This is a genomic window from Frankia sp. AvcI1 (genome assembly GCF_001420875.1).
GTDB lineage: Bacteria > Actinomycetota > Actinomycetes > Frankiales > Frankiaceae > Frankia > Frankia alni.
This window is the reverse complement of record NZ_LJFZ01000005.1, coordinates 1-12,993: the sequence shown is the minus strand read 5'-3', so window position 1 is coordinate 12,993 and position 12,993 is coordinate 1. Positions and strand designations below refer to the sequence as shown.

General features: G+C 74.3%; 6 protein-coding genes, 2 rRNA genes and 10 pseudogenes. 1 reads left to right on the top strand and 17 read right to left on the bottom strand.

All coding sequences use genetic code 11. The annotated features are described in order from the left end of the window. Positions 1-221: 221 nt before the first annotated feature. Positions 222-353, top strand: a pseudogene (locus UK94_RS42220) (ACT domain-containing protein); the annotation flags it as partial. Positions 354-966: 613 nt separating this feature from the next. Here UK94_RS42220 and UK94_RS42215 read toward each other — a convergent pair. The 17 genes and pseudogenes from UK94_RS42215 to UK94_RS06835 all read right to left on the bottom strand — a co-directional run. Next, positions 967-1,887 (bottom strand): annotated as a pseudogene (locus UK94_RS42215) (helix-hairpin-helix domain-containing protein); the annotation flags it as partial. A gap of 1 nt (position 1,888) precedes the next feature. Then, positions 1,889-3,273: NAD-dependent DNA ligase LigA (ligA, locus tag UK94_RS42210; protein WP_235486833.1), on the bottom strand; the 1,385-nt coding region annotated here is incomplete at its 3' end. Then, positions 3,270-4,343 carry a methionine synthase gene (locus UK94_RS06870; RefSeq protein ID WP_055749154.1) on the bottom strand — a complete coding sequence of 358 codons (1,074 nt, stop codon included), beginning with the start codon at positions 4,341-4,343 and terminating at the stop codon, positions 3,270-3,272. The genes UK94_RS06870 and ligA, both read right to left, overlap by 4 nt. 62 nt (positions 4,344-4,405) lie before the next feature. Then, positions 4,406-5,464: a tRNA 2-thiouridine(34) synthase MnmA gene (gene mnmA, locus UK94_RS06865; RefSeq protein ID WP_011606929.1), complete on the bottom strand. Its 1,059-nt coding sequence runs from the start codon at positions 5,462-5,464 to the stop codon at positions 4,406-4,408. Between the two features lie 69 nt (positions 5,465-5,533). Beyond that, positions 5,534-6,736 (bottom strand): cysteine desulfurase family protein, encoded by a 1,203-nt coding sequence (locus UK94_RS06860; protein ID WP_011606930.1) that lies wholly within the window; start codon positions 6,734-6,736, stop codon positions 5,534-5,536. After that, complete coding sequence (gene mftF / locus UK94_RS06855; protein ID WP_235486960.1) at positions 6,733-8,229, bottom strand: mycofactocin biosynthesis glycosyltransferase MftF; 1,497 nt, start codon at positions 8,227-8,229, stop codon at positions 6,733-6,735. The genes UK94_RS06860 and mftF overlap by 4 nt, the downstream gene beginning before the upstream one ends. A gap of 163 nt (positions 8,230-8,392) precedes the next feature. Next, positions 8,393-8,622, bottom strand: a pseudogene (locus tag UK94_RS73010) (MarR family transcriptional regulator); the annotation flags it as partial. 1 nt (position 8,623) lies between these two features. Then, positions 8,624-8,677 (bottom strand): annotated as a pseudogene (locus tag UK94_RS42205) (MarR family transcriptional regulator); the annotation flags it as partial. A 1-nt stretch (position 8,678) separates the two neighbouring features. After that, a pseudogene (locus UK94_RS75830) lies at positions 8,679-8,899 on the bottom strand (MarR family transcriptional regulator); the annotation flags it as partial. Between the two features lie 185 nt (positions 8,900-9,084). Continuing rightward, positions 9,085-9,999 (bottom strand): annotated as a pseudogene (locus UK94_RS42200) (methylmalonyl-CoA mutase family protein); the annotation flags it as partial. Position 10,000: 1 nt separating this feature from the next. Continuing rightward, a pseudogene (locus UK94_RS42195) lies at positions 10,001-11,018 on the bottom strand (methylmalonyl-CoA mutase family protein); the annotation flags it as partial. Between the two features lie 44 nt (positions 11,019-11,062). Continuing rightward, positions 11,063-11,513: pseudogene (locus UK94_RS42190) on the bottom strand (methylmalonyl-CoA mutase); the annotation flags it as partial. A gap of 1 nt (position 11,514) precedes the next feature. Next, a pseudogene (locus tag UK94_RS42185) lies at positions 11,515-12,036 on the bottom strand (methylmalonyl-CoA mutase); the annotation flags it as partial. Positions 12,037-12,049: 13 nt separating this feature from the next. Beyond that, positions 12,050-12,157 (bottom strand): annotated as a pseudogene (locus UK94_RS42180) (hypothetical protein); the annotation flags it as partial. Positions 12,158-12,170: 13 nt separating this feature from the next. After that, a partial coding sequence (locus tag UK94_RS42170; RefSeq protein ID WP_235486958.1) for a hypothetical protein occupies positions 12,171-12,510 on the bottom strand: 340 nt, incomplete at its 3' end. 177 nt (positions 12,511-12,687) lie between these two features. Further along, a 5S ribosomal RNA gene (gene rrf / locus UK94_RS06840) occupies positions 12,688-12,804 on the bottom strand. A gap of 75 nt (positions 12,805-12,879) precedes the next feature. After that, positions 12,880-12,993: ribosomal RNA gene (locus UK94_RS06835) — 23S ribosomal RNA — on the bottom strand; the annotation flags it as partial.

The window sequence follows — 12,993 nt, the reverse complement described above, 5'->3', positions numbered from 1 at the left end:
AACCGGACCGGACGCTTCGCCGCGTCGACGTCATGTCATGGTACGGGCCGCGGCGCGACCGGGACGGACCCCGTCCCGCCGGCCTGGCGGCCGCGCCGGCCCCGCGCAGGCGGCGGGCGGCCCGTCGGCGCCTCCCGCCGGGCCCCTGACCTGGTCGGTGGCGGCGCGGCGCGTCATCTCGGCGTGACCGGTCGGCCATGCCGACGACACACTCTTTGTGCATGCTCAACTACATGTCGTACCTGCTCCGCGTCGTGTTGCCGGACCACCCGGGCACCCTGGGCGCCGTCGCCACCGCCCTGGGCGCCGCCGGCATCGACATCGTCAGCGTCACCGTCGTGGAGCGCACCGCCNCCGGGGCGGTGGACGACCTGCTCGTCATGCTGCCGCCGGGCGGACTCGCGGACCGGGCGATGAGCGCGGCCCACTCGGTACCGGGTGTGGTTGTCGAGTCGCTGCGGCCGTTCCTCGCCGACGGCGGGGGCGTGGCCAGCGACCTCGACCTCGTCGACGCGCTGACCGAGCGGCCCCTCGACGCCCCGGCGACCCTGACGGAACTGGCCCCGGGCGTGTTCAACGCCGACTGGGCGGTGCTGCTCGAACACGTCGGCGCCGACGACGTGCGGGTGCGGGAGACCTCGGTCGGCGCGCCCACCCTCGGCGGGGACGACCTCGGGGTGCCCGAGCGGGTGCGGTTACCGCTGCCCTGGCTGCCGCTGGACCGCGCGCGGCGGATCGGGCCGGCCGAGGGCACCTTCCCGCCTCGCTGGGAGGCGGTCAGCATGGAACTCGCCGCGGCGCCCGTCGGCGGCGACCGGCTGGTCATCCTCATCGGCCGCCCGGGTGGCCCGGCCTTCCGCCCCTCCGAGATCGATCGGCTGGCCCACCTCGCCGGCATCGCGGCGAGCCTGAGCAGAACGGACCGCCCCTGACGCCGACGGCGCCCCCGCCGGCGCCCCGCCCCGGTCACCCCGGCGGGGCATCATCCTGCGCCCGCTGCGCCCGGCGGGCGGAGTCGACGTCCGGTGCGCCCTGGCCACCCGAGGTGTCCGGCGCGGCCGGGGCAGCCGGGGCGTCGGCGGCCACGGCACGCTCGCGCGCGGCGTCCGCGCCCCGTTCGAGCAGCACGGCGAACCCGGCCTCGTCGAGCACCGGCACGCCGAGGCTGCGCGCCTTGTCGTACTTGGCCGCCCCCGGATCGGCGCCGACGACGACGAAGGCCGTCTTCTTGCTGACCGAGCCGGTGACCTTGCCGCCGCGGCCCTGCACCGCCTCGGTCGCCGAGTCGCGGCTCCAGCCGTCGAGCGTCCCGGTGATGACCACCGCGACGCCGTCAAGCGGGCGGGGGCCCTCCGCGGCCCCGGCGTCGGCGAGCGAGGCGCCACCCGCGGCGATGCGGGCGACGATGTCGCGGTGGCGGGCGTCGGCGAACCAGTCCACCACCGCACTGGCGATCTTCGGACCGACGCCCTCGACGGCGGCGAGCTGCTCGGCGGGGGCGGCGGCGATCGCGTCGAGCGAGCGCAGCTCCCGGGCGAGCGCGCGCGCCGCGGTCGGCCCGACGTGGCGGATGGACAGACCGACCAGCAGCCGCCACAGCGGCCGGTGGCGGGCCGCCTCGACGCCGCGCAGGATCTGGTCGATCTTCTTCTGACCGAAGCCGCGCAGTCCCTCGAACGACTCCGGGGTCAGGTGGAAGATGTCGCCGATGTCGCCGACCCGGTCGGCCTCGAGCAGGGCGATCGCCGTCTCGTAGCCGAGGCCGTCGATGTCCAGCGCGTTCCGCGAGGCAAGGTGGAAGATCAACTCGCGGAGCTGCGCCGGGCAGGCGTCGGTGTTCGGGCAGCGGATGTCCACCTCACCCTCGGGTCGCACCAGCTCGGTGCCNCACTCGGGGCAGTGGGTGGGCATGACGAAGGCGCGCTCGGTGCCGTCGCGCAGGTCGACGACGGGGCCGACGATCTCCGGGATCACGTCGCCGGCCTTGCGCAGCACGACCGTGTCGCCGATCAGGACGCCCTTGCGGCCGACCTCGTCGACGTTGTGCAGGGTCGCCAGGCCCACCGTGGAGCCGGCGACGAGCACCGGTTCGAGCTCGCCGAACGGGGTCACCCGGCCCGTGCGGCCGACGTTCACCCGGATGTCGCGCAGCTTCGTCGTGACCTCCTCCGGCGGGTACTTGAAGGCCACCGCCCACCGCGGCGCCTTCGACGTCGACCCGAGCCGGCGTTGCAACGCGAACGCGTCGACCTTGACGACCACCCCGTCGATCTCGTGCTCGACGTCGTGGCGGGCCCGCCCCCAGCGGTGGATGAACGCCAGCACGTCGCCCACCGACGCCAGCACCTCGAAGTGGGTCGAGACGGGCAGCCCGAACTCGGCGAACCGGGCGTAGGCCGCGGACTGGGAGGCGGCGTCGAACCCGCGCTGCGCCCCCAGGCCATGGACGATCATGTCGAGCGGGCGGGTGGCGGTGACCCGGGGATCCTTCTGGCGCAGCGACCCGGCGGCCGCGTTGCGCGGGTTGGCGAACGGCTTGCCGCCGCCGGCCACCAACGACGCGTTGAGCTCGGCGAACTTCTCGGTCGGGAAGAAGACCTCGCCGCGGACCTCCAGCAGCTCCGGCACGCTCGCCCCGCGCAGCCGGGTCGGCACGCTCGCCAGCGTGCGGATGTTGGGCGTGATGTCCTCCCCCGTGCGCCCGTCGCCGCGGGTCGCCGCGCGCACGAGCCGGCCCTCCTCGTAAACCAGGTCCACGGCGAGCCCGTCGATCTTCAGCTCGCACAACCAGCCGTCGACCTCGGTCTCCCGTGCCGCGCGCGCGGCCCACAGGTGGAACTCGTCGTCGTCGAAGACGTTGTCCAGCGACAGCAGCCGCTCGAGATGCTCCACGGGGGTGAACAGGGTCGAGTACGACCCGGCCACCTTCTGCGTCGGCGAGTCCGGGGTGCGCAGCTCGGGGTGGTGCTCCTCGAGCGCGGTGAGCTCCCGCATCAGCCGGTCGTACTCGGCGTCGGAGACGGTCGGCGAGTCCAGCACGTAGTACCGGTAGGCGTGCTCGTCCAGCTCGCGGGCGAGCTCGGCGGCGCGGGCCCGGTCCGCGACGGAGGCGGCGACGGCCGGTTGCACCGCGCCCCCGGCCCCGACCGCGGACGCAGCCTCGACCGCGGAGGCAGCCTCCGCCTCGGACGCCTCCACCTCGGACGCCTCCGCCTGGGACGCGGCCTCGAGCGCGGACGCAGCCGCGTCGCCGGAGCCCGGTGGCGCGTTCATGCCGGCGCGTCGACCAGGGCGCGGCCCGCCCGGCGGCAGTGCCGCATGACCGCCCTGGCCGCGCCGACGTCGAATCCCGCAAGGCCGCACGCGGGTGCCACGGCGACCACCTCCCCGAGCTGTTCGGGCCGGAATCCGAGCCGGCTCCACAGTGCAGTGACGGGCTCGACGGTACGGCGGACGTCCGACAGTTTCGCCGACCCGCCGCCGGTGGCCACCGAGCCGCCGGTGGGCACCGAGGCGCCGGTGGCGATCAGGCCCGCGATCAGGCGCACCCCGGCCTCCACGAGCTCGCCGACCGCGTCGTCCAGCGCGCGGGTCAGCAGGGCCGCGTCGAGGCCGACGAAATCCACCCCGGCGTCGCGCAGCGCCGCCAGCGGCACGTCCGCCGCGCAGCAGTGCACCCCGACCCCGGCGACGCCGGGCAGCGCGCGGGTGGCGTCGGCGACGGCACGCAGCCGCTGCACCACCAGGCCCTCCTCGACAGCCGGCACCACCGAGAAGCCGCTGGGGGTACGCACCCGACCGGCCAGCACCAGCGGCAGCGACGGCTCGTCGAGCTGGACGATCAGCCGCGCGCCCGGCACCCGCCGGCCGATGTCGCCGAGATGGTCGGCCAGACCGGCGGCGAGTGCGTCGGCGAGGTCCCGGGTGGCGCCGGCGTCGGACAGCGCCTTGTGCCCGCGGGGCAGCTCGATCTCGGCGGCCAGCGTCCACGGCCCGGCCACGGCGACCTTGAGCGGCCCGGAGTAGTCGGCGGCGACGTCGGTCAGGGCGTCCAGATCCTGCCGGAGCAGGTCCCGGGAACGGCGCAGGTCCAGACCCGGGCGGGGCACCAGCCGCCAACCGGCCGGCTGCAGGTCGACGGGCAGGTCGAGCAGGATCGCCGCCGACCGGCCGATCATCGCGGCGCCGGGCCCGCGGGCCGGCAGCTCCGGCAGGTGCGGCAGGTCCGGCAGCTCGTCGAACACCGACTTCGTGGCATCGACGGGGTCGGTGCCCGGCAGCGAACCCACCCCGGTGGCCGCGCCGGCCGGCCACAGCGGCGCGGGGCCGGCCTCAGTGCTCATCGGACCTCATCCCGCCATTGTGGCCGACGTCGCCCGGCTCCCCGCCCAGCCCCGCCGCCCGCTCACGCGGCGGTGACGCGGATGTGACCCCCTCCGAGCACCCGGTCGCCGTCGTAGAGCACGACGGCCTGACCCGCCGCGGTCCCGCGCACCGGCGTGTCGAGGGTGACGACGAGATCGTCGCCGCGCGCCTCGGCCTCGGCGGCCACGACCCCGCCGTGCGCCCGAACCTGGGCCTGGCAGGTCACCACGCCCTCGTGCGGCCAGGCCGCGCGGTCGGCGACCAGCCGGCGGATGTCGAGCTCCTCCGCCGGGCCGACGGTGACCGTCGAGGTCACCGGGGAGATGTCGAGGACGTAGCGGGGGCGCCCGTCCGGCGCCGGGTGCCCCAGGCGCAGGCCGCGGCGCTGACCGACGGTGAAGGCGAAGGTCCCGTCGTGTTCGCCGAGCGTCTGCCCGGTCCGGGAGTCGACGATGGGCCCCGGCCGCGAGCCGATCCGCTCCCGCAGCCAGCCGCCGGTGTCCCCGCCGGAGATGAAGCAGATGTCGTGGCTGTCGGGCTTGTCGGCGACGGCCAGGCCGCGCGCGGCCGCCTCCCGGCGCACCTGCGCCTTGGTGGAGTCGCCCAGCGGGAAGCGCGCGGCGCCGAGCTGCTCGGGCCGCAGCGTGCCGAGCACGTAGGACTGGTCCTTGGCGGGGTCGACGGAACGGCGCAGCGTGCCGTCCGGGTCGAGGCGGGCGTGGTGGCCGGTGACGACGGCGTCGAAGCCGAGGGCGAGCGCCCGGTCCAGCACCGCGGCGAACTTGATCCGCTCGTTGCAGCGCACGCACGGGTTGGGGGTGCGCCCCGCCGCATAGGACTCCACGAACTGGTCGATGACCTCGGTCTCGAACCGCTCGGCCAGGTCCCACACGTAGAACGGGATGCCCAGTACGTCCGCGGCGCGGCGCGCGTCGCGGGCGTCCTCCAGCGTGCAGCAGCCCCGGGCGCCGGTCCGGTCCGACTCGGGCGATCGGGACAGGGCGAGATGGACGCCGGTGACGTCGTGGCCGGCGTCGACGGCCCGCGCGGCGGCGACGGCGGAGTCGACCCCGCCGGACATGGCGGCGAGCACCCGCATCAGACCTGCACCTCCCCAGAACCCCTCGGTTCCCCGAATCCTCCGGCGACGCCGCGCTCGCGNCGCGGATCAGGCGCCGGTCATCCCCGCGAGCGCGCCGGCGCGGCTCGCCCGCTCCACCACCGGCCCGATCGCCTCGACGAGCGCGTCCACGTCGGCGGCGCGCGACGAGTGGCCGAGCGAGAAGCGCAGCGAACCTCGCGCATGCTCCTCGCCAGCCCCCATGGCCAGCAACACGTGGGAGGGTCGGGCTACTCCCGCCGAGCAGGCCGAACCGGTCGAACACTCGATGCCGCGCGCGTCGAGCAGCATCAGCAGCGAGTCACCCTCGCAGCCGGGGAACGTGAGATGGGCGTTGCCGGGCAACCGCTGCGGATCGCCGGGCGCGCCACCGAGCGCAGCGCCGTTGAGCACGGCGCCCGGCACCTTCTCCTGAACGCGGCGGACGAGGTCGTCGCGCAGCGCGGCCAACCGGGCGCCCTCCCGGGGCGCCTGGGCGCAGGCGGTCGCCGCCGCGGCCGCGAACGCCGCCACCCCGGCGGTGTTCAGCGTCCCGGAGCGGATGTCGCGTTCCTGGCCGCCGCCATGGGTCAACGGCTCCAGCACGAGGCCGCGGCGCACCACCAGTGCGCCGACCCCGACCGGCCCGCCGATCTTGTGGGCACTGACGGTGATGGCGTCGGGCCCGCCCTCGCCGACCGCGACGGGGATCTGGCCGAACGCCTGCACCGCGTCGGTGTGGAACGGCACCCCGTGCCGATGCGCGACGGCGGCGAGCTCCGCGACCGGCTCGACCGTGCCGACCTCGCTGTTCGCCCACATCACCGAGACCAGGGCCACCGCTGCGGGATCGCGCTCCAGGGCGGCGGCGAGGGTGTCCGGGTGCACCATGCCGGCGGCGTCGACGTCGAGCAGCTCCACCTCGGCGCCCTGCTCGGCGCCCAGCCACTGCACGGTGTCCAGCACCGCCCGGTGCTCGACCGCGCTGACGAGCACCCGGCGCCGGGTGGGCTCGGCCCGCCGCCGCGCCCAGTACAGGCCCTTGAGCGCGAGGTTGTCGCCCTCCGTGCCGCCGCCGGTGAACACCACGTCGGACGGCCGGGCGCCCAGCACGCCGGCCAGCGTCTCGCGCGACTCCTCGACGATGCGGCGGGCCCGGCGGCCGCTGGCATGCAACGACGAGGCATTGCCGGTGTCGGCGAGCACCGCGGCGTACGCGGCGAGCGCTTCCGGTCGCATCGGCGTCGTCGCCGCGTGGTCGAGATAGGTCACACGGTAGAGGGTAGTCGCGCGCGGCCGGGCGACGTCGCCGCGCCGATCTCGCCCCCGCCCCGGCCGCCCGCCTGCCCGCGGCGCGGGACCGACGGCGCCACCGGGAGCAGCGGTTCGAGGTGGCCCCGCAGCAGGCAGCCGGACCAGACGCCGGCGCAGTAGGCGGCGTCGTCGGCGACGCGCAGGAGCAGGTACGGCACGAGGCCGACCGCCGGGCGCGCCACCCACCACTCGTGCGCCAACGGCAGCGTCGCCGCGGCCAGGACCAGCCGACCCGGCGTGCCGGCGCAGGCCAGCAGGGGCAGCCAGGTTCGCCGGGATGTCTCGGCGGCGGCCAGCAGGGCGTGGCGGCGCCCCCGCACGGTCAGGGCCAGCGCGGCGCGGCCGGGACGGTCGGTGCGGCCCAGCCGGCGGGCGAGCCGGGCGGTGGTCAGCGCCACGGAGCCCGCGGCCACGGCGCCGACCACGGCGGCCCCGCCCCGGTCCCGGCGCAGCGCCATCAGGCCCACCGCCGCCACCGCGCTCGCCGCTCCCCGGGCCGGCCGCAGCGGTCCCGGATGGCGCCGGGCGAGCTCCGCCGCCGACGAGCCGTAGCCGTGACGCTGGCGTGCCCAGGCCCACCAAGTCGGCCGCGGATCGTGGTGTACCACCGCCGTCGGCTCGTACCGGACGCTGTGGCCGGCGCCGACGAGCCGCCACACCAGGTCGACGTCCTCACCGAAGCGCAGCGCCGGGTCGAACGCGGCGTGCGCCCGCCGCAGGAGCAGCGCTGCCGACGGCACGTACGACACCCGGCTTCCGGGGCGCACCGCCGCCGGCCACGGCCCGAGATCGAGCGGGGAGCGGCCCGCCTCGTAGCGTTCCCGCAGGCCGGCGCGCGACGCCGGCGGCACCGGCGAGGCGACCCGCGGCGCGACGGCGACGACCGCCGGGTCCGCGAGGTGGGCGATGAGGCGGTCGAGCCAGTCGGCGGTGGGCCGCACGTCGCAGTCGCAGAAGACGATCAGCTCGGTGCGGGCGGCCCGGGCGCCGGCGGTGCGCGCCGCCGCGGGGCCGCGGGCTCGGTCGTGCCGGATCACCCGGGCACCGGCGGCGGTGGCCTCGGCCGAGGTGCCATCGCGGGAGCCGTCGTCGACGACGACGACCTCTGTGCACTGCCCGCGCAGTGCGCCGACCAGCGCGCCGATGCGCCCGGCCCCGTCCCGGACCGGAATGACGGCCGTGACCCCGCCGGCGCCGGCGACCTCGCTGCCGCCGCCGGTCCCGGCAACCCCGGCAGCTCCGGCAACCCCGGCGGGCTCGGCGGCTCCGGCGACCGCGGCATCCGCGGTGGGCGTGTCCACCGGCGCCGTGCGGCGCGGCGGCAGCGGATGAACGAGCCCGGCGTCGACGAGCCGGCGCGCCAACAACCCCGCACCGGGTCCGGCCGCACCAACCGTGGCGCCGCCACGCAGCGCCGCGAACACCCGCGCACCGGCAGCGGACAGTGCCATCAGCCGCAGCGGCGCCCCGCCGAGCAGCACGATCCCNCCGTCCGCCGCGGCGGCGGGCGCCGGCGCCAGGACCGCCAGGCCGGGATCGCACTGCACCCGGAACGCGGCCGGCAGTGCCACCCGAGCCGGCTCAGAAGTCACCGGCAGTGCCACCCGAGCCGGCTCAGAAGTCACCGGCCGCCCTGCGCAGGTCGGTGAGCAGGTCGATGAGCGTCCGCACACCCCCGTCCCCCAGACCGGGGTCGGCGAAGACGGTGTCGTTGAGCTTCTCCGTCGCGGCGAGGGCCGTCGCCCGCCCCTCCTCGGTGATCTCGGCGAGAATGGCGCGGCGGTCGGTGGGATGCGGGTTGCGGCGAACCTGGCCGCGGGCCTCCAGGCGGTCGACCGCGCTGGNGATGCTGGTCGGATGGACCTGAAGCCGACTACCGATCTTGTTAAGCGGCAGCGCNCCCCTTCGGGAGAACAACAGCAGCATCAGCAGCTCGTACCGGGCGAAGGTCAGATCGAGCGGGCGCAGGACCTCGTCGACCCGGGCCAGCATGATCTGCTGGGCACGCATCAGTGACGTGACCGCCGCCATCCCGTCCGCCACCGAGCCCCAGCCGTGCGCGGTCCAGTGCCGGTGGGCCTCCGCTATGGGATCGGTGGGCAGCGGTTTGGGGGTGGCCACGGTTTGGACGCTCCTGCACTTNAGGGGATGTCTCCCACCCGGCCGACATGGCCGGGGACCGCCCAGATGACGGCCGGCGTCCATTGCACCCCAGGACGCCACGTGCAGGCAAAGACTCATGCGTACCCGGAGATTACGGGTCGCCACCCTCAGCGCACCGTGCGGCGCCACCCCGTGCGGGAATGTCAGACATTGCGCCGATACTGGCCGCCCACGTCGAAGAACGCCTGGGTGATCTGACCGAGCGAGCAGACCCGGACCGCCTTCATCAACGCCGCGAAGGTGTTTCCCGTGCCGGCGGCAACCGCGCGCAGCTCGGCCAGGGCGGCCTCGGCCTCGGCGGCGTGCCGGCGCTGGAAGTCGGTCAGGCGGGCGAGCTGGGAACGCTTCTCGTCCTCGGTGGCCCGGGCCAGCTCCAGGGGGCCGGCGGCATCGGCGGCGCGCTCCGGGTCGTCGGCGGCACGGTCGGGCGCGAGGAAGGTGTTGACCCCGACGATCGGCAGCGTGCCGTCGTGCTTACGGCGCTCGTAGAGCATCGACTCGTCCTGGATCCGACCCCGCTGATAACCGGTCTCCATCGCACCCAGAACGCCTCCGCGGTCGCTTATCCGCTCGAACTCGGCGAGCACGGCCTCCTCGACCAGGTCGGTCAGCTCGTCGACGATGAACGACCCCTGCAGGGGGTTCTCGTTGGCCGCGAGCCCCCATTCCTGATCGATGACCACCTGAATGGCGAGCGCACGGCGCACCGAGCTCTCGGTGGGAGTGGTCACGGCCTCGTCGTAGGCATTCGTGTGCAGGCTGTTGCAGTTGTCGTAGATCGCGCACAGCGCCTGGAGGGTCGTGCGGATGTCGTTGAACGCCATCTCCTGGGCGTGCAGTGACCGGCCGGAGGTCTGCACGTGATATTTGAGCATCTGCGAGCGGGGGGCGGCTCCGTATCGCTCGCGCATCGCGACCGCCCAGATTCGCCGCGCCACCCGCCCGATGACCGTGTATTCCGCGTCCATCCCGTTGGAGAAGAAGAACGACAGGTTCGGCGCGAAGTCGTCGATTCGCATTCCTCGGGCGAGATACGCCTCGACGTAGGTGAATCCGTTNGCCAGCGTGAAGGCGAGCTGCGTGATGGGGTTCGCGCCGGCCTCGGCGATGTGGTAGCCGGAGATCGAGACGGAGTAGAAGTTGCGGACGTTGTGCTCGATGAACCATTCCTGCACGTCGGCCATCGCCCGCAGCGCGAACTCGGTGGAGAAGATGCAGGTGTTCTGCCCCTGGTCCTCCTTGAGGATGTCGGCCTGGACCGTGCCCCGCACGGTTGCGAGCGCGCCGGCGGTGACCTCGGCGGCCTCGTCGTCACGCGGCTCGCGGCCGCGCTCGTCGACGAACGCGGCCAGCCGCTGGTCGATCGCGGTGGTCAGGAACATCGCGAGGATGGCCGGCGCCGGGCCGTTGATCGTCATGGACACGCTGGTCGCCGGGTCACCGAGATCGAACCCGTCGAACAGGGCCGTCATGTCGTCCAGGGTCGCGATCGACACACCCGACGTGCCGACCTTGCCATAGACGTCGGGTCGGGGGGCCGGGTCGCGACCGTAGAGGGTGACCGAGTCGAAGGCCGTGGACAGCCGCGTCGCCGGCGACCCGGCGGACAGCAGGTGGAAGCGCCGGTTCGTCCGGAACGCGTCCCCCTCCCCGGCGAACATCCGCGCCGGCGCCTCCCCGGCACGCTTGAACGGGAACACCCCCGCGGTGAACGGGAAGTATCCCGGCAGGTTCTCCCGGCGCAGGAACCGCACCAGCCGGGCGTCGTCGTCGATGGCCGGCACCGCGACGCGGGAGACCTGGCTGCCGGCGAGGGTCACGCGACGCAGCGGAGTGCGGATCTCGGTCCCGCGCACCGTGTAGGAGAGCTGATCGCCCTGCCGCTCGGCCACGATCGCCGGCCACCGTTCGAGCAGCTCCCGCGCCCACGGCGCCAGCGCCGCACCCGCCTCGTCGCGCAGGGCGGTGAGGGCGCCGGCCTCTGCCGAGGAGGTACCCACGGCGTCGAGTGCGGTGGTCAGGTGCTCGCGGCGGCGGGCGAGCTGGGCCTGCCGCTCGGTCTCCGCGTGGTAGCCGCNCACCGTCTCGGCGATCTCGGCCAGGTATCGGGCCCTCGCCGGNGGGACGATGGTCGTCAGCCCCGTGGCGGCGCGCACCTCGACAGCGGGCAGCACGCCGGGCCGCGTCGGCAGGCCGACGTCGCGGAGCAGGCCGAGCAGATGCTGGTAGAGGGCGGTAACCCCGTCGTCCTGGAAGCGGGCCGCGGAGGTACCGAAGACCGGCATGTCCTCCCAGGACCGGTCGAACGCCTCCCGGTTGCGCACGAGCTGGCGGGCGACGTCGCGGCGGGCGTCCTCGGCGCCGCGACGCTCGAACTTGTTCACCGCGACCACGTCGGCGAAGTCGAGCATGTCGATCTTCTCGAGCTGCGAGGCCGCACCGTACTCCGGTGTCATCACGTACAGGGAGACGTCGCAGTGGGGCACGATCGCCGCGTCGCCCTGCCCGATACCGGGGGTCTCGACGATCACCAGGTCGTACCCCGCCGCCTTACAGGCCGCGATCGCCCCCGNCACGGAGGGGGGAACCTCGCTGCCTGCCGCCCGGGTGGCCAGGGAGCGGAAGAAGACCTCGCCGGCGTCGGACTCGCCCAGAGCGTTCATCCGGATCCGGTCGCCGAGCAACGCCCCACCACCGCGCCGGCGGCTCGGATCGACGGCCAGCACGGCGATGCGCAGCGCGTCGCCCTGGTCGAGGCGGAAGCGGCGCAGCAGCTCATCGGTCAGCGAGGACTTCCCGGAGCCGCCGGTGCCGGTGATGCCCAGCACGGGCACGGCCGGCCGCCGATCGGCCTCCTCGCGCAGCGCTGCCGCCAGCCCACCGTCCCGATCGGCCTCGAGCACCGTGATCGCCCGGGCGAGCGCGCCCTGTTCGCCGCCGATGACCTCCTCGAGCTTCGGACCGTCCCCGGCGAGGTCGACGTCGCAGCCGGCGATGATCGTGTTGATCATACGGGCGAGGCCCATCGCCTGGCCGTCCTGCGGGGAGAAGATCCGGGCGACGCCGCGGGAGTGCAGCAGCTCGATCTCGGCCGGNACGATCNCCCCNCCGCCCCCGCCGAAGACGCGGATGTCGCCCGCACCGCGTTCCCGGAGCCGCTCGATGAGGTAGCTGAAGTACTCGACATGGCCGCCCTGGTAGGAGGAAAGGGCGATGNCCTGGGCGTCCNCCTGGATCGCCGCGGTCACCACCTCGTCGACGCCACGGTCGTGGCCGAGGTGGATCACCTCCGCCCCCTGGGCCTGCAGCAGCCGACGCATGATGTTGATCGCCGCGTCATGCCCGTCGAACAGCGCGGCCGCCGTGACGATCCGGACTGGATGGACGGGGACATGCAGACCTGCCGTGTCCTGCTGGGCGTCGGATGACATCGAGCGGCTCCCGGGGAGAACGGACGGGCCGGCGTACCCGGCCCACAGCCTTTCGACTTCCGATAGTAGGACGTCCATCCGACAGGTGCCACTACGGCCAGCGTCGATGAGGGCAGGGCTGCGACAGCAGTCGGACACGGGGCGCGGCAGGCATCCGGAGCCGGGGCCGCCACGAAGTGTTCGGGGGGCCGGCTCGGGTAACGGGTGGACTCCGGCCGAAGGGCCGGGCGCGGAAGGTAGGGCCCGCAAGGCCCTAAAAGCGCCCCAAATACAAGTGTGGGGTTGCCTCGAAAGGCAACCCCACACTTTGTGTAAGTCCGGNGGCGTCCTACTCTCCCACACAGTCCCCCATGCAGTACCATCGGCGCTGAAGAGCTTAGCTTCCGGGTTCGGAATGAGACCGGGCGTTTCCCCTTCGCCAAAACCACCGAAACACTATTCAACTATACAACCAGCACCCAGCCGGCCATACAGCTGGGAACCGCACAGTGGACGCGTAGCACCTTCGAAGACAAGCCCTCGGCCTATTAGTACCGGTCAGCTCCATGCGTCACCGCACTTCCACCTCCGGCCTATCAACCCGATCATCTAGTCGGGGGCCTTACCAGGCTACCCTGTGGG

Excerpts from the sequence above, each read along its gene's own strand:
- mnmA (WP_011606929.1), bottom strand. The coding sequence starts at position 5,464 with ATGCGGGTGCTCGCCGCCATGTCCGGCGGGGTCGACTCCGCCGTCGCC.
- UK94_RS06870 (WP_055749154.1), bottom strand. The coding sequence starts at position 4,343 with ATGAGCACTGAGGCCGGCCCCGCGCCGCTGTGGCCGGCCGGCGCGGCC.
- mftF (WP_235486960.1), bottom strand. The coding sequence starts at position 8,229 with ATGGCACTGTCCGCTGCCGGTGCGCGGGTGTTCGCGGCGCTGCGTGGC.